The sequence below is a fragment of the Mesorhizobium sp. ESP6-5 genome (assembly GCF_020164695.1).
GTDB lineage: Bacteria > Pseudomonadota > Alphaproteobacteria > Rhizobiales > Rhizobiaceae > Mesorhizobium > Mesorhizobium australicum.
The window spans coordinates 77,004-93,099 of record NZ_JAIUGR010000009.1 but is presented as its reverse complement, the minus strand read 5'-3'; the positions used below and the strand labels follow the sequence as shown (position 1 = coordinate 93,099).

Sequence of the window (16,096 nt, the reverse complement as noted above, 5' to 3'; positions counted from 1 at the left end):
TGTTGACGAGTTTCCACAGGAAGTGGGACGCGTGGGCGCCGGCAGCAGGCATGTTTATAGCTATTGCGGCCTGCCTTGTCTGGACGGTCTACCTCCCGATCGTGGGTTTGCGCCACCTGATGGGCTGGTAACTCTGCGACTGAGCGTCGTCTCTCGGCCAGTCGCCGTCCCAAATTATTGGCGCAACAGCGGGCGTGTTGAACGTATCTGCGCCAAGCCTAGCTGGATGGGCTGGATGTCGATGGTCCTGGCCGAGATCGGTCACCTCAAGCTGCACCACGGCTGCCTTTGGCCGGGCTCAGCATCTGGTCGGCCCGACGCTCCTCATCAGGGCATTCGCGGCCGGCGGCTGGAGCCCGCTCGTCTTCATCGACGCCGCTCGTCGCCCCTCACGTGATCTCCTCGTGGCATTGGTCCGCATCGCTGCCGCTATCGGTGCATGCCTGTCAGAGCGCTGGCGCGATAGAGCGACTTGGCCGCCCAGCTTGGATGATACATTGTCGAGCCTTTCTCCAGCCGAACCAGTGACAATGTGATTGTCGTCTAGCCCCCGAGCGCGGGATCGTTCCCTGCCGACGCGCGCGCTGTCGACGCCGGTGCGGGTGATCCATGCGCGACTTGGCCTTCGCAGTGCCGCAGCAATACCGCTTGCACGTCTAGAGCCGCGCCAACCGGCCGCCATCCACGTTGAGCGCCGCGCCGTTGACAAAGGCGGCGTCGTCTGAAGCAAGAAAAGCAGCAGCTGCGGCAATCTGCTCCGGCTTGCCGACATCTTCCGGGCTGATGGTTTCGACCCCTGATTTGATGTTCGGATTTTCCCAAAGCATCGGTGTGTCGATGGCCCCAGGCAGGATAGCATTGGCGCGTATGCCACGCGCCCGGCCTTCGATTGCCGTGGACCGGGTGAGCGACAGTAGCGCCGCTTTCGCCGCTGCGTAAGGGGCGACATGCGGCGTCGTTTCAAGCGCGTGCACGCTCGAGATGTTCACGATCGACCCGCCTTGGGTCATGTGCGCGAATGCCTCACGCGTGAAATGGACTGCCCCCCAGCAAGTCCACACTCAGCACCTTCAGCCAGTCCGCGCTGGTGAACGCCTCGAGGGGCTTGAACATTATTAGGCCGGCGTTATTGACGATGATGTCCAACCTGCCAAATCGCGCGAGGGCCAGTCGACAGCACTGCCCGACGGCAATCTCGTCTGAAACGTCGCAAACCGAGGCGGCGGTGTCCGGCGCGCCGGCTTTTCGGACTGCCTGTGCGGCCGCCTGCGCACTGCCTCCATCCAGGTCGGCGATGATAACCCGGGCGCCTTCGGCGCCTAAGCGGCTCGCGATGGCCAGCCCAATGCCGCTTGCCGCGCCAGTCACAATCGCGCTCTTGTCAGCCAGCCGCATCGGGTTTCACCTTGTCCTTGGAGGGTTCCAGCGGTTCGGCTCCAGCTTCGGCGATCCGGTCCACATGCAAAAGGCCCCGCGCAAAGCGAGGCAGACACTTTGGGTGGCGAGCAGCTTGTTCCAGTTGGCGATGAGCGCCTTGTATGCGGTTCCCACCGCCCTGGGGTTGCGGTCCAGATCATAGAGGCCGACCGCATTGACCCTTCCGTTGTTCTCGCGCAGGGCGCTATCCCAGTCCACCTGATCGGTGAGCGAGTACCAAGTGAAGCCCACGATAGGTATGCCGTCGTTGCGGATCCTAAGCACGTTGGCCCACTCCTTCCACAACCAGTAAACGGCTTCGTCCCCGTTCGGCCCTTCGCGGATGTTTGTCTCTGTATGCATCACAGGTAGGCGGTAACGGTTGAAATACTGGCGCGTAATTTCGTCATAGCCGAACACCTCGCCGGAAGCCGACGTGGTTCCGTCCGCCCAAACCCGGTGCTCGTTGGTCTGGTAATAGTCAGTGCCCATCACGCAATGCCTGCGCAAATGGTTTTCCAGGAAAAAGCTGTACTCCTGCGCGGTCATCCCGTTTTCGAGCAGGTAGCGATAAGTGCGCGCGTCGACGTCATGCCCGTAATTGAGGTCGAGCGATAGGAAACGCTGGCTATTGAAACGCTCCGCCTTGCCGATGGCCTCGGGGGAATCGGCGTGAAAGTATTCCGAGGACTCGCTTTGAATGAAGATATTGTCGGGCCTCACTTGCAGGATTGCCCGCATCGCCACCACGTTGCCCTTCACGATATGCTTGAGGGCGGTGACGAAGGCGGTGTCGGTGCTCAGTTGCTCGTTCCACCAACCCCAGCGCGCTGAAAAGGTGGCGCAGACGAACATCTCATTGACCGGCGTGTAGAGCTGGATCCAAGGAAAGCGGGTTGCGAAGTCGTGCGCGTAACGTTCAAACAGCCGCGGAAAATCCGGGTTCTGGAAATTGCCCACCCAGTCTGGAACGCCGAAATGGCAGAGGTCGACGATCGGAAGAACATCCCTGGCCTTGAGGTCAGCGAAGGTCTCATCGGCGAAGGTCCAGTCATAGTGTCCGTCGCCGAACCAGGTCTTGTGAATTGGAGGCCCGTAGCGGAGAAAGCGAAGACCCAGTTCCTGGAGCAGTTCGAAGTCGGTCCGCCATTGCTGGTAGAAGCGACATTTCTCCATTTCGTCGACCCGCTCCCGTCCTCCACTGATCGTGGGAGCGCTGTTTTCAATGCCGGTGGCAAAGACGAAATTGAACATCAAAGGTCCTGAGCAGCCAAGCTGCAGCAATTTCCTAACGTCCAGCTTGCAACGCAGTTCCGGCCGGCAGGTCAGCACACTTTTGGCGATACGCGACTACGGCACCGGATGGCGCGGCGGGTCTCGCCAGCCACATTATGCGGCACCTGCGTGTTCAGTTCCTGCCGTTCGAGTCCGGGTGAAACGGATTGCCGCCGAAGGTGACTGCGTCAGATATCCATGCGACGAGATCGCCAGACGATGTGGGATTGCGATCGTTGATTTTTCCGCCTGGATGGACGAGCGCCAAGGGGAATGCCAAGCGAGGCAGGCATTTATAGAATGAATCTCCCGTTCGTTCGAATGATGGCGACTAAGGAACCAGCAGTTAGGATCCAACTGATGCTTTGGCCCGCGCGGCGGTGTTTCGCTGGCTTCGCGCTTTTGCTCGGCTGCACCGGATGTTCGACAGGTGGAGATGCAATGCGGTGAGGGCCGCGGTCTTGAGGTTCAGCGATGGGTCATGTGCAGAGCACGAGGGCGAATTTTCTCCTCGGTGCGTTCAGCTCGATTGGACGATGGACTTCGATTTTGCCGCACGAGACGCGCGGAGAACGGGCCGGGGCCATCTTCGCCCTCTTTCTGTTATGCCTTGTTTTGCTGTTCGCATCTCCGGCTCACAGTCAGCGGGCGCCTGACGCCTCAGCGCCTCTCCCAGCCAGCGACATCTCGTCGGATGCATTTACGGAACACGTCGATGTCGGCAAAGAGGCCGACAAGGCACCGGCACGGGCATTCGGATCCCACGCACCTGGAGAGCTGGTGCCCAGCGAAGCACAGGCACCCGACGCAGAGGCACAAACGCCGCCAGGCGAAAATCAGGAGATGTTACGACGCGAATTGGATGCCGCACGAGCGGAGCTAGCCAAGCAAGCACAAGCTCTAAAAGAGCAGCAGCGAAAGGACGAAGCCCTTTCGCTCGATCTGCAGACGGCGCAGCGCGCCATCGAAAGCTTCAGGGCCGAAGCCACTCTCTGGGGCGGTGACAAGCCCGCGCCCGGTGCAGCCCAGCCCTCCAAGGACGTTCCCGAGACTGCTGTGACGCAAGCTCTTGACGACGAACGGCACAAGGTTGAGCTCTTGGGGCAAGAGCTCACAACGGCTCACCGAACCATCGAGGCCCTCAAGACAGCCGCAAATGCGGCCGCCGTCGAGCTGGCCAACGCCAATAAGAACCGTGAGGCGGCCGAAGCAGGTCTACGGCAAGCTGGAGAAGCGCTCGAACTGGAACGCAACCGAGCCGATTCAGCTGCCCGTGACCTCGACGTCGTTCGCAAGGAGCGCGACGCTTCAAACCGGACCTCGGTCGGGTTAAGCGCGGCGTTCGAAGAAGAACGTGAACGGGCGACCGGTCTGGCCCTGAGCCTGAGTGCCGCGCGCGAGGCAATCGACGACGTCGCAACCATGAACCGGCCTGCGGCTGCACCGCGCTCGCGAATGATCCATAAGCCGGCAGGCGTGGTTGCAAGTGCACCACCCAGATCAGGGGTTGAACCGGGGCGCAAACCGCGCTCGCGAGAAAAACAGACAGGGAAGCAGGCTGCTGTCTTGGCCCCGATCTCTCTTCCTCTCGCATTGCTGCCGACCCGACCACCAAAAGGGCTCGACCCGCGCCAATGAACAGACCGTGGAGCCGAATGTATGCCGAGGTCAACATAGCAATGAAACAGTACGTCGCCGCCGCCCTGATGATCGGGATTGGAATCGGACCTGCCTCCGCTCTCGACAAAGGGGTAGGCGCCAGCGTCGGCGGAATCGGAGTCGGCGCCGGAGTAAACGCCGGTTCGCAAGGCGCATCGGTCGGGGTGGGAGCGAGCGTCGGCGATGCAGGGGGATCACATGTCGGAGCTTCGGTTGGCGCGGGCAAGGGATCAGTCGGCGTTGGCGTTGGTGCCAGCGGCAATGTCGGCAACGCAAGCGGAGGCGTTTCGACCAGTATTGGTGCCGGCGATGATCCGGCGGCCGATAACGGGTCGCCTACCGCTAGCGGCAGCCCAGCCACCACACCCAAAGGAACGGCTGGGCCCACCGCCGCTGCGTCCGCCAGGAGCGGCAAGCAATCGATCGCCTTGCCGCCAATTCTTAAGCCTTCCATATCTGACGGCGGCTTCACCGACGGCTATCCTGTCAAGCCTCAGAGACCCCTGAGAGCGAAGCCCGGTATACCAGCTGCTGTTGTGCAAGCCTGCCGCTCCGCGATCACGTCCGCCGCCACACCGCTTGGCGCCGTCCGCGTCAGGGCGTTAAGCGCAGGATTGTTGCGTCGACGTGGGGGTACACTCACGGCCCCAATCAAGGTTCAAATAGATTATGCAAGGCAAGGGGGCGTCGAGGTTCGGCAGGCCGACGTCGATTGTCGACTGGACAGGGCGGGCAGGGTCACGGCGATAAAATGAGAACTGGTTGGCCACGTTCGAACGCCGCGCCGTTCGGCTGCCTGGGAACTATACCGTCAATTTGCGATGCTTGTTGCAAAGCCAGTGAACATCGTGATTTCTAAACGATCATCGGGGGCGGGCCGTGGGCATGTCAGGTATTTCATTTCAAAGATCGGTGACCAATGGCTGGTCCGGTTTGACGGCAAGGACTATCCTTATGCAGCGCATTCGGAGGCCGTGCGTGCGGCTGTCAAGGCAGCCAGCAGTGCCTCGGCTACTGGCTACGGTGCCGAGGTATTGGTTCAAGGCGTCGATGGGAAGTGGCGAACGGAATGGCCCATTGATTGAGTCGGAACGCCCTGCACTGACGGCTGTACTGCGCGTTGGCGCTCATCTGTTCGCAGTTTGCGGCCGCGCCTTGTGGCGACCTTTTGATCGGCTCACCTTCGATGGGAAGCTATAGGTCAAGCTGTCGACCAACATAGCTATCCTCCTGACACACACCGGCGATGCTTGGTCTGTCCGGTAGGCTGCACATTTCAGCTGCGGCACAAGCGCCGTGTGCCTCGTGTCAACCAAATATTTCGAAGAACCGATGCGCGGCTTTACTCACCGCAACCAGTCCGGCTCGAAAACGTGACATTGGAAACCTTGTAGGAAGTGGGGCGTTATCGCTGACCTCTATCGAGTGAGCAAAGAGTGCCTGACAACGCCAAATCATCGTCAGCCCTCCATGGCGACCCCCCGGCGGCAGCAGCCACCACCGCATGGGCGGATCGCAAGGAGCTGGCATCGGCGGCGTTCGAGCGCACCCGCATGCCCATCGTCATCACCGATGCTCGGCAGCCTGACAATCCCATCGTGCTCGCCAACAGGGCCTTCCTGGATCTGACCGGCTATACATCCGATGAAGTCCTGGGTCGAAATTGCCGCTTCCTACAAGGGGAGGGAACATCGCCCACGGCCGTTGCGGAAATTCGAGTGGCGATAGAGCGTCAACGCGAGACGAATGTAGAGATACTGAACTTCCGCAAGGATGGTTCGCCGTTCTGGAACCAGCTCCATCTGAGTCCCATCAAGGACGATGAAGGCGGCCTCCTCTACTACTTCGCGTCGCAGATCGACGTAACCAAACATCGCATGATCCAGAGCCTGGAGGCGGCGGAGCACCGCCTTCTCATGGAGGTCGATCATCGCGCAAAGAACGTTCTAGCGGTAGTCGATGGTATCGTTCGGCTGAGCAAAGCAGACAGTGCACCGCTCTATGCAGCGGCCGTTCAACGCCGGGTCCAGGCTTTGGCGGTCGCACACGCCCTGTTGGCCGAGCGCGGCTGGCGCGATGTGCCGCTGGACGAAATCGTCTCCAGGCAGGTCGCCCATTTCGCGTCTGGCAGGACAGCGATGACTGGTCCTGAAGTTCTGATCCCAGCGGTGGTCGTTCAACCACTGGCTCTCGTCACCCATGAATTGATCGTCAACGCCGCAACCCATGGAGCTCTCGCCCAGGATACGGGGCGGTTGCAGGTCAGCTGGCAGGCGACCGGCCATCATGGCGGCTTTAACCTGCGGTGGGAAGAAAGCGGCAGACGTAAAGCTGGATCTCCGCCAGGGGAGCCCGGCTTCGGAACGACCATGGTCAATGCGATTGTCCAGAAGCAGCTTCAGGGTGAGATCCTGCGGGATTGGACATCGGACGGTTTGAAAATCAACATAAGCATCCCGGGCACGGCTGCCCTTTCGACAGCCAAGGGTGCCTGAAACCCTCGTTGATCTCAGCCCATTTTCGCATAGCGACATGGCAGGCCGGGCCCCCCGCTAGACGAACGTTTATCAACAAGTCTGGCCGTGAACTATTTCATCAAGCCGGCAGCGCGAAGGGCGCTTTCGATAAGCTGACCAGGCCCGGCCGTCGGACCGCTGCGTGGTTCGAAGGGCGGATGCGGGACCACCAGAGGGGAGCGTCCAAACGATGTTGCCGGTAAACGCGCATCTGGCGAGGGGTCCTCAGAACCCGCGTCTTCAAGTCCCCAGAATCGGGATATAAGCGAGGTGGACGATATGCCGGTGTCGAACACAAAAGATCCCCCCTGACTCAATCCGTCCGCGGAGTCCACGGGTGTCCCGTGCGCCATGCCCGAGATCAGGTACGACTCGATGACTTCCTCATTCGCGCCGTTCTTCCAGACGTCGCGGCGGTAGCCCTGATGCACCTGTGTCTCGCATTGCACTCTACTTTGCCCGAACAATGTGAGCCACTGCCTGACGAGCTGATCGGAGTTGATCGGACTAACTGTTGTGTCGGCGCTTCCATGCCAAACGGAGAGTTTCGGCCATGGTCCGCAGTGACCGGAAGCTTGCTGGACGGTCGTCGCCAATCGCCTTGCGGTGGGGGCGCCGTGACCTCGCATGCGGTCGAAAGCCTCCGGCAGGCTGTTGGCGCTGCCATAGGGTAGACCGGCTACGATGGCCCCGGCCGCAAAGACTTCAGGGTAAGTCGCCAGCATAGCGGCGGCCATTGCCCCGCCGGCGGAAAGGCCGGTGATAAAAATCCTTGTGCGGTCGATGTCGTGAGCGGTGACCACGGCCTCTATCATTTGGCGGATCGAAAGCGCCTCACCGGAGTCCCGTCGGGTGTCGGCCGGGACAAACCAGTTGAAACAAAGATTGGCATTGTTGCTGCGCTGCTGTTCTGGAAAGAGGACGGCAAAGCCCATGCGATCTGCAGTCCTCGACCAGCCGGCGCCGCGGTCATAGGATGCAGCCGACTGCGTACAGCCATGGAGGACAATCACCAGAGGGGCCTTCGCCGCAAGGTCCTTGGGGCGGTATGTCCAGGCCCGCAACTTTCCGGGGTTTGACCCGAACAACTGGAGTTCGGAAAAGCGCTCGTTTTCGTCAGGACCATTCAAGACGCCATCCATCTGTTTTCGCCGAGCTGCCAAGCGTGCAACGGTATCGGCGAGACTTCTCATGTCGGTATCCTTTCGCGGGCGGGTCCAACAAGCGGAACGCCGTGTTTCCAGGTTGGTTGCTGCAGTGCAGCATAATTGCTTGCAACCGCGATCCCCATGGGGTGGTGGGGGCCTCTGCCTCCGCGAGATAAAAGCCCCGCGCCTTTCTCAAACCGTGCTGCGTCAGGCCTTCCACAAGCCCGGACAACTTGCCTCAACGGGCCATCATCCGGGCTAGACATTGCGCCGAGAAAGGCTCGCCGTCCGACGATCGCCAAAACGGTTTTGCCGCGCCGGCAATGATTCCGGCTTCGGTCGAAGCAAGTCGAAACGGGTTGACATGGGGCATGCCGTCTCGCCGTGGACGACGGCCAGAGTGCCCACGCGGGAGGGGAACATCAGAGCTTGCTAACGGTTCTACTTTGGTGGATTTCCAATTGAGAGGACGATCGTGTCAGCCTTTGAATTCGTCTATTTTTCTGGTCTCACGGGGAATGATCTCCTGGGCGGTGTCGTCTCGTTGTTGGCGTGCTGTGTTCTCTACAACGTTATCGCGGAGGATCGCCCGCACCGGTGAGCCCGGGACCGCAACAGGTGGATCCTAGATCGGCCGCTCTCCACATTCGAGGTCGCATGCGGATGATTTCTATTTCCCATCGTGGGACCCACTCCGTCAGCTCTCGTCGGCCGATGCCAGCACTTGCGGACTACCGCAGCCACCCGCCCGCAGTTTCTCTCCGCATTGAGGGCCCCCCGCTGCAGCCCGTGAGGAAGACTTACGAGGGACGCGTTCTGAGCAAACCTGCACGCCTGTCTGCCTTGTGAGCACGACATCTCCGGCCATGATCGTGACCAACCGGCTGACACAAACAAGACCGTGGCATTCCGCCAATCAAGCCCGCTGGCGGCCTGCGGAACTTTCCTGCGCAGAGCGAATTGAGCCACGGCGGCCGATTCCCTATCAGAATCCGCCGCTGACCAAAGACCCAATCTTGGTCGGCCCGCGACTCCTCAGGAAGGCGCGGGCCAATACTTTGGCACTTTGGCAGGATTCGGGTGCGCGGCCTCGGGGTGATTTGAGTACCATGTGAGACAGCGGCTCGCGGAAATCAAAGCCGGTCTTGCCCTTCGCGGAGACCCGCGAGCGAAGGGTAGGACTTCGCCAAGGCAGGACAGTTGGCGCGTTGCCTGAGGGCTGCCGAGCAGGCGCGGCGCCCGGAGATCTGCCGTGCTCTCGCGAAAACAGAACCGTCATGAGATCAAGATTGTGTAGGACGAGGTGCGCTTGCAGGCGGAACTTTTCGCACCCATTTCTGAACTACAAGACCGATATGCTCATTCTGGATGATGAACTAGCCGGCGGCGGCCGCAGGGCCGTCGACGTCACAAGACAGGATGACGGTCACACGACCACGTTGAAAACGATGCTTGCTCGAAAGGCAAGATCGCCGCCCTCGTCTCGTACGACGATCGCCAATTTGTGGTGATCACCGTGTGGAAGGGCGTCTTTGGTCATCTCCGCCAAAGCTTTGATCGCCTCATATCTGACCGCGCCAAGGTCTTGGCATTCCGTTCCCTCATCGTCAGGGAATATCGTTCCGTTGTCGTCGAAGTCGAAATAGTAGAGCGCCATCGCCGACCGAGCTGGAGGGCTCGGCGTTTGTATTCCTCGCTCTGGCCCTGATGATCCATTACAGGAGACAGCGTCAACCACTCTCGCACGCGTGAAAAGCGCAACACCAGCCCTCAGCGAGGCTCCGCGCCAATTTACGCTCCAGTGCCTTCATTTGTTCGACTATGAGAAGCGGGTGCGCGGCCAAGTTCAGCCCAGTGCAATGCCTGTGCGAACAATCCCGAGCTTCAGTGTCGCGAAAGATGGTGTCGTGCAAAATTGCCTGCAGCGTCTCGCCGTCTGCGGGCTGCCACACTGGGCGTCGGACTTCTCCGGCCAATCAGCTGGACCCCGTGTCTGGTTCGGTGTGGCCGACCGTGCGGATGCTCCGACTAACCGATCGAACATTCGACGTCCGCTGAAATGTCCCCGAGATGAGGGCGATCGATGGCCGATTGGCTGCGGGGCTGGCAAGCAGAGTTTCGTCGGCTCGGCGCCCAGAAGGAGAGTTGCCTGAAGACGCCGAGCCTAGCCAGCGAGATTAGCGGGGGGCCGCATCCTCTCGCCGGCTAAGAGGTTATGCGCTCTCTTAGGCACTCGTGAAGCATTCGAATGCACTAAGAGGCCGGGACATTTCTGCCTGAAATCCGACTTGCTTAGCCATTTCATGTCGGGAGGAATAAACCGGGTTGTCCAATCGTCTGCTCGAGAAGGACCTGACCTTATAGTCTCGGCACTGCATAGCCAGCTGGCCCGGACGGGCTCCTGGATCAAGGCCGTTACGACGTTCACCTGCAGTTGCAGGGCGGATGATGCCGCCCGTCGCGCGACATGAGTTTCCATCCTGATCGTGTTGCGCTCGATGTCGATAACATCCCGCAGCCTGAGTGCGGCCGCTGGACCCGAGCTTCGACACGTGCGTAACTGCCAACCCTGCGGTGCATGAGATTGGTGCCGCAGGCGACCTCCTGAACATGCGCAGCCGCGGCCCAGTTCACGGCAATGCGGCCACCGAGCTCGTTTCTGGAACATGTGTCGGGACATCCCGGAGCCTGACGCTTATCCTGCTGCGGCGCCTTCCCCATCTGCCGCGGGCCAAGCCGCTGCCTTTTATGCAACATGTGGGAACCTGATATTCGTCGGCTGGTTCGAGAGGCGGCAGCTCCCGTGCTGCTGGTCAGGTCCCCAATACTTGGCCGGGCCCGCTTCCCTCGCCAGTGAGGCGGGCCCACTGCATCGGCAAAGGCGTCCGGCGCCATCGTTTGGAACCTAGATGACCATAACTGGTTGGGCGCCCGTGGGCGCGGGTGACGATTTTTAAGGGACCGATATGCGTCGCAAGATCGACAAGCTAAGGCACGAACGGACTGACCGGGAATCTCGCGTCGTCATCGATGCGGAGCATAAAGCTAGCGAAGCGAAGACGACAAACGGGTCGGTTCTGACGTTGAAGAGGAGCCAATGATACTGCTCGATCTAGAAGAAGGTCTCGAAGAAGCTGGCTTCCCGTCTGCTGGTATGAGTAGCGCCACGTAAGATCTGTCTTCGATACCGACCCGGACTTGATCAGCGCTCTTATCTCGGACATCCGGCTGGGTGATGGACAATCCGGTTGGGAAGTTGCCCGGCATGTGCAGCAATCCAATGCGATGATCCCGGTTGTCTATATAAGCGGGGACAGTGTTCCTGGCATTGGGGCGCCGAGGGTGTCCTAGAAAGTATCATCACGAAGCCGTTTTGCTTTGCCTCAGGCCATCACCGCCCTTTCCATGCTGCTCAACCAGCAACATCCGCACCAAACGAGCCAGGCGCGTAGGCGCTCTCGATTGCCTCACGCGCGTACGCGCCAAAAGGTCGAGGCGGTGCCTTCTGCTAATCTGGCAATGCCTTACCAGTTTTGGTGAGTAGCCCGGGGCCTCACCGCGCAATACGGCCCACAGCCCACCCGAGCGAGATAGCCACGACGAACCCCAGAACTATGGCCGTAAAGAACCACATAAGGCGTTCCTTCGCTCGTTGTACGAGCATCAACGCGGCAAGCGATTTATAGTTGCAGGTCCGCGGGGCAGCGGTCCGCTCGGGCGCCCGCCGACGCCGTGGAGCCGCATGTCTGGTGGTCGGTCTCTGAGTGGGTCCTTGTTGGACGTAGTTGCCACCCCTCGATGGACCGTTCCAGGTCGGTGGATCTCGATTCCGTCGTGGTAGGCGTCGCCCAGGAAAGCAGGGGCAAGGCTGACCGAGAAGGAGATCAGCAAGGCGAAGGCGGTCGCGAGCAAGACATGGTCCCTGTTGAAAGCCGGGTATAACCACCCCCAATCCGGTTCGTTCATTCACAGTCTGCTTGCTCGTGTGTCATGGTTACCGCGCCGTTAAGAACGGCCGCGCACCTTTGCAACTTGGACGCAGCCTAGGGCTGGGCGGCGAGCCCTTTCAGCAGCCTTCGAAACGCCGCCTGATTGCCAATAACTCCTCTGTCTCGCTTGGAACTTTTTTTCGCCGCGCGGATTGCTGTGCATGAAAAAAACCCCTGAAGTTGCTCCGCCCATCCTAGCCGAGACCAGCCCGGACCGGCCTGTCAATTGCGAGGTCGCTCTGGAATCCGCCTTCGCGGCCCTTGTCGCCACCTCCATCGGCCAGGGATGGACTCCGGAAGAGACGGCCGAAACGCTGCACAAGCTGGCCATGGAGCATCTCGAACAGCTCAAGGCCATAACGGCCTAATCGCTCCGGCGTGGCTCCGGAATTTTGACACGCCACATGTCGAATTATTTGCATTCAAATGAATTTCACGACGCTATAGATGCTGCCTCAACGTCTGGGAGGAGAGCATGGCTCCGCACGAACAGCATGCCGTTGAAATTATCCGCGAGAAGAAATGGACCGTGCGTGTAACCGCCTATGGCAGCGCCATCACGTTCACTTTCGAATCTGAAGAGTACGCTCGCTCATACGCGGACGGGCAGGCGTTCCGCCTCGGAGTCGAGGTTGTCGAATTCAAGAAATGCGCCTAGATGCAGATCAGCGAACTTTTTCCCGCAGTTCCTGTTGGCCCTGAGGGGGAACTTCGGACGCAACGGCTTCAGATCGCCACCCTGCTCAGGCCCAGCCTGCGCAGGCAGTCGGCCGGCGCCAGGATGCGGGCAGGCGGTCGTAACGGTCTCCATCTGTCGTTGGGCTCACAGCTCGCGATCGCCAGCGCGCGCACGAGTTCGCCGGTTGCGTTATCGGAATACTTCCTCTCAAACTAGACTTCGGGAAACTGTCATGGACTTCATGGCCCTGGGGAGGGGTGTTTCCTATTATACCGGCTCCAAAATTCTGCCGTTTGAAGTCGCCGTCGACGGTACCTGAGAACCCGGGCTTTATCGCGGGGAAGTATGCCATTGCTGCCGATGGGCTCACGGCGAGCATTGACGGCTAGTTGGCCAGCCCCTTCCGGAGTTCAGCCCCGCGCGGACTCAGCCCGCCGAGGCGAAGCGGCCATGCAGTGCAACAAAGCGAAGCGAACCACGTTGCCCCTCAGGAGTGGAGGAATGAAGATGGCAGACGACAAGAGCAAGAGAGAGACTCGGGATCGTAACCGCGTCTCGGTCGAAGAAGACTACGAGGTGCGATATCTCGCTGAGAAGGCCGCGATTACGGCCCAGCAGGTCCGCGACCTCATTAAGCAAAACGGTAATAACCGCGATACGCTGGAACGCGGAGCGAAGAACTCAAAGGTTCGCTGAGGCCAAGATGGCAAGGTACCAGGTGGAAGAGATCTACGGTGACACCGTCGTGTCGTCTGGCGTCGTCGTGGAGGACGATCCGATGAAAGCAGCCGAACAGGCTGCCGGGCAAAGAGTGTCCCCAAGGGCACTGCAGGAACATTGGTTCCGTGTGGTTGATGAAGAGCAAGCCGCCGTCTACGAGTACAGCCTGGCCGCACGTGACGAGCAAGATGCCCGGGTCTGAACTCGCGGACGAGCACAACCATTTCCACAGTTGTCCAGTATGCGGTCGGCAAGTCGATCAGCGGGGCTTGCGTCAACCTATGGCATGAGGTGCCTGAGCATGACCCGCTGGAGAAGGAGCCCGCGCCGATCCTCGAGTTGCCACCCCGAAACTGGTAAGCCCGCCGACCGAGGGCGTCGATGAGTTTCTTCGCGGCCTGGACGAGCCGGACGCAATAAGTCTGTACGGCAGAAAACCAGACCTTCACACAGGCGCTCAATCGCGCGATCAACACGAAGCCTCCCTTGAACGGTGCATGGTCATGAACGTCATCGCAGTCAGTCTGGTATCGCTCGTTTTGGCGATCGCGTGTGTTCTGGTCCACTATGAGGCTTTCAGAATGGTCGCGAGCTCTGCCCGTTCAGCCGAGGTCGGCGGGTTCCCGAGCCGAGGACGACTGCTGATCGTAATCTTCGGAGCGCTAGCCGCACATACTGTGGAGATTACGTTCTACGGTTTCGTCTTCTGGGGCCTCCATAACTACCGGCTGTTCGGCGAAATCGTCGGAGAAATCTCCGATGGATGGGTCGATTTCCTGTATTTCTCCGTCACCAATTACACGACGCTGGGAGTTGGCGATATCAGGGCCGAGGGTCCGATCCGACTGATTGCCTCGTCGGAGGCGCTCACTGGACTGGTGCTGTTGAGCTGGACGGCCTCGTTCACCTACCTCTCCATGGAGAATTTTTGGAAAAGGAGGTAGGGCCGCGAGATCTCTGGCCCGTCTCGATGTGAGGTCTACTGACGGAGGCTACCGGCAGCGATCGCGGGGCATGTGCCATGCTTCGTTCCATTGGCGAGGAGCGGCTTAATACCGTTTCTCCTCCTTGCCGTCAGCCATGTTCCTTTCCTTGCGCCTTCGCCTCTTTGCGCCTGGCCGGTTGATCTGGGCGCGGGCCACCGCGGCCTCACAGGTCGACCTGATCTCTTCAACCTCGGTCGCGGTCAGAAGATCTATCCCGATAAAGCTGTTCTTGGCGGTACTCACCCGCACCAGCTCGTCAAGCTTAGCCTGTACCGCTGCCCCATCTCGGTTCTGCGTATTCTGGATGAGGAACACCATCAGGAACGTAATGATCGTCGTAGAGGTGTTGATGATTAGCTGCCAGGTTTCTGAAAAAGCGAGCACAGGTCCGGAGAAGCCCCAGACCGCTATCAAAGCGATGCAAAGGATGAATGTAATTGGCCGGCCCGCTCCTCGAGCAACGGCGTTAGCAATATTTACAAACCACTTTTCCATTCAGCGTCACGGACCCATCACAATCAACCCCGCCGAAGCGGAAGTCTTTTGCTTCATTGCGCCGTCGCTTCTTCCTAGCCGCCGATTTGGACTGACCAGATTTACTTTTGAGGTGGAGTTCTTTGAGGGGGCTGTCATTGCGGGGGCGGCTCCGGCCTTCTTGGCCGCGCTCGCCTTCGCACTCGATGGCTTCTCCGCAGCTGCCTTCTTAGGGGCGGCCTTCTTAGCAGGAGCCTTCTCCACTGCCTCCTTGCTGGATGAGAAAACGCCGGTGATCCGGTCGATGATGGACACTGCGCTACCCTCCGTTCAACTCGATCATCAATGTGCAGCGGCAGGAAACGGTTCCATTCAGGGATCAGCAATCGCTAATGGAACGACGCCGACGGTCGGCCTGAAATCGACGCACCGCGCGACGTTCTACACCGACTTTGCCCAAGATTGACCAGCGGCGGGGGGCTGCGCTTGAAAGTTGTTCAAACAACTCTCCAGCGCCTCGATCCGGTAACGCATCAAAAGGGCGCAAGACTTGGGCCGGCGGCACAAAAAGCTTGACGCACCTTCGACGCGGGCGAGGTCTGCCGGCGCGCTCGACCTAGCCACCAGCGGGGCAGGATGCCGCCGCCGAGTTCCTGCTTGGTCGTGTACCCGGACTTAACTATGCGGGCCTCTTCCCAGATGCTCTTCGACAACTGCATGACACGCCTGCTGAATGGGTAAGCGCAGCCAATCCGGCTCCCGCGTTGGACGCATGGAGCCGGACCAAAGAGCGATCAGTCCTCCTGTTGGATGACGACGGGCCGATTGTGGTGGTGACGGTGCATCGAGCGAGTGATGACGACGGTATCACGGCGGTGATGCCGATGGCGCCATGAGCGATGGCCGTTGTCATAGAATGCTTCCTGGCCGTGATGTCGGTGGTGAAGACGGCCACCTTCGTCATTGTATATGACGGTGGTACCATGGTGATGTCGGTGATGTGTTGAAACCACCACGTCAGCCTCGGCAGCAGAAGCGACCACCGGAGCCGCAAGCGAAAGAGCCAAAGCGCTCAGAATCAAAACCTTCATTTTGCTATTCCTGTATGCCTGAAACACGTCCCTTCACGAAGCCAACGAGGCAGGGGTGCCTTTGTTCCGGTCTGTCCGCCGGGTTTCGCAGGGGCCATCCCTCCAAAGCTGACTCGCGTCGATGCGCACCGTTTGATCGGTTA

At 60.0% G+C, this 16,096-nt stretch carries 17 protein-coding genes; 10 read left to right on the top strand and 7 right to left on the bottom strand.

Annotated features, from left to right (window positions below; all coding sequences use genetic code 11):
- Window positions 1-656: 656 nt before the first annotated feature.
- The 3 genes from LB524_RS28890 to LB524_RS16510 are packed head-to-tail and all read right to left on the bottom strand — an operon-like array spanning window position 657 to window position 2,670.
- Window positions 657-1,010 (bottom strand): SDR family oxidoreductase, encoded by a 354-nt coding sequence (locus LB524_RS28890; RefSeq protein ID WP_263486624.1) that lies wholly within the window; start codon window positions 1,008-1,010, stop codon window positions 657-659.
- Between the two features lie 13 nt (window positions 1,011-1,023).
- Window positions 1,024-1,395, bottom strand: coding sequence for an SDR family NAD(P)-dependent oxidoreductase (locus LB524_RS28885; RefSeq protein ID WP_263486623.1), 372 nt, complete (start codon window positions 1,393-1,395; stop codon window positions 1,024-1,026).
- 6 nt (window positions 1,396-1,401) lie between these two features.
- A complete protein-coding gene (locus tag LB524_RS16510) occupies window positions 1,402-2,670 on the bottom strand; it encodes a family 1 glycosylhydrolase (RefSeq protein ID WP_224528249.1) in 1,269 nt (422 codons plus the stop codon).
- Window positions 2,671-3,471: 801 nt separating this feature from the next.
- Here LB524_RS16510 and LB524_RS16505 point away from each other — a divergent pair.
- From LB524_RS16505 to LB524_RS16490, 4 genes are all read left to right on the top strand, one after another.
- Window positions 3,472-4,329 carry a hypothetical protein gene (locus tag LB524_RS16505; protein WP_224528246.1) on the top strand — a complete coding sequence of 286 codons (858 nt, stop codon included), beginning with the start codon at window positions 3,472-3,474 and terminating at the stop codon, window positions 4,327-4,329.
- Between the two features lie 41 nt (window positions 4,330-4,370).
- Window positions 4,371-5,105 carry a hypothetical protein gene (locus LB524_RS16500; protein WP_224528676.1) on the top strand — a complete coding sequence of 245 codons (735 nt, stop codon included), beginning with the start codon at window positions 4,371-4,373 and terminating at the stop codon, window positions 5,103-5,105.
- Between the two features lie 84 nt (window positions 5,106-5,189).
- Window positions 5,190-5,435 (top strand): DUF2188 domain-containing protein, encoded by a 246-nt coding sequence (locus tag LB524_RS16495; RefSeq protein ID WP_224528244.1) that lies wholly within the window; start codon window positions 5,190-5,192, stop codon window positions 5,433-5,435.
- 351 nt (window positions 5,436-5,786) lie between these two features.
- A complete protein-coding gene (locus LB524_RS16490) occupies window positions 5,787-6,845 on the top strand; it encodes a PAS domain-containing protein (RefSeq protein ID WP_224528241.1) in 1,059 nt (352 codons plus the stop codon).
- 92 nt (window positions 6,846-6,937) lie between these two features.
- Here the strand turns inward: LB524_RS16490 and LB524_RS16485 are convergent, their stop codons facing one another.
- The gene (locus LB524_RS16485; protein WP_224528239.1) at window positions 6,938-8,059 is read right to left on the bottom strand and encodes an alpha/beta hydrolase family esterase; all 1,122 of its coding nucleotides are present in this window, start codon (window positions 8,057-8,059) and stop codon (window positions 6,938-6,940) included.
- A gap of 1,381 nt (window positions 8,060-9,440) precedes the next feature.
- Entirely contained in the window at window positions 9,441-9,671 is a 231-nt protein-coding gene (locus LB524_RS16480; RefSeq protein ID WP_224528236.1) for a DUF6894 family protein, read from the bottom strand.
- Window positions 9,672-12,164: 2,493 nt separating this feature from the next.
- Between LB524_RS16480 and LB524_RS16475 the strand changes: the two genes are divergently transcribed.
- The 5 genes from LB524_RS16475 (at window position 12,165) to LB524_RS16455 (ending at window position 14,346) form a co-directional block, all read left to right on the top strand.
- Entirely contained in the window at window positions 12,165-12,371 is a 207-nt protein-coding gene (locus tag LB524_RS16475; protein WP_224528233.1) for a hypothetical protein, read from the top strand.
- Window positions 12,372-12,478: 107 nt separating this feature from the next.
- Window positions 12,479-12,661 (top strand): hypothetical protein, encoded by a 183-nt coding sequence (locus LB524_RS16470; RefSeq protein WP_140792186.1) that lies wholly within the window; start codon window positions 12,479-12,481, stop codon window positions 12,659-12,661.
- A gap of 522 nt (window positions 12,662-13,183) precedes the next feature.
- Entirely contained in the window at window positions 13,184-13,378 is a 195-nt protein-coding gene (locus tag LB524_RS16465) for a DUF3606 domain-containing protein (protein WP_411909916.1), read from the top strand.
- A gap of 7 nt (window positions 13,379-13,385) precedes the next feature.
- Window positions 13,386-13,604: a hypothetical protein gene (locus LB524_RS16460; protein ID WP_181763201.1), complete on the top strand. Its 219-nt coding sequence runs from the start codon at window positions 13,386-13,388 to the stop codon at window positions 13,602-13,604.
- A 301-nt stretch (window positions 13,605-13,905) separates the two neighbouring features.
- Window positions 13,906-14,346 carry an ion channel gene (locus tag LB524_RS16455; RefSeq protein WP_224528230.1) on the top strand — a complete coding sequence of 147 codons (441 nt, stop codon included), beginning with the start codon at window positions 13,906-13,908 and terminating at the stop codon, window positions 14,344-14,346.
- A gap of 105 nt (window positions 14,347-14,451) precedes the next feature.
- On the opposite strand, the gene LB524_RS16450 is transcribed toward LB524_RS16455, so the two are convergent.
- Complete coding sequence (locus tag LB524_RS16450) at window positions 14,452-14,826, bottom strand: low affinity iron permease family protein (RefSeq protein ID WP_224528670.1); 375 nt, start codon at window positions 14,824-14,826, stop codon at window positions 14,452-14,454.
- Here LB524_RS16450 and LB524_RS29000 point away from each other — a divergent pair.
- Window positions 14,717-15,328, top strand: coding sequence for a hypothetical protein (locus LB524_RS29000; RefSeq protein WP_224528708.1), 612 nt, complete (start codon window positions 14,717-14,719; stop codon window positions 15,326-15,328). The genes LB524_RS16450 and LB524_RS29000 overlap by 110 nt on opposite strands.
- 328 nt (window positions 15,329-15,656) lie before the next feature.
- Here the strand turns inward: LB524_RS29000 and LB524_RS16440 are convergent, their stop codons facing one another.
- Window positions 15,657-15,953 (bottom strand): hypothetical protein, encoded by a 297-nt coding sequence (locus tag LB524_RS16440; RefSeq protein ID WP_140792768.1) that lies wholly within the window; start codon window positions 15,951-15,953, stop codon window positions 15,657-15,659.
- Between the last annotated feature and the right edge of the window lie 143 nt (window positions 15,954-16,096).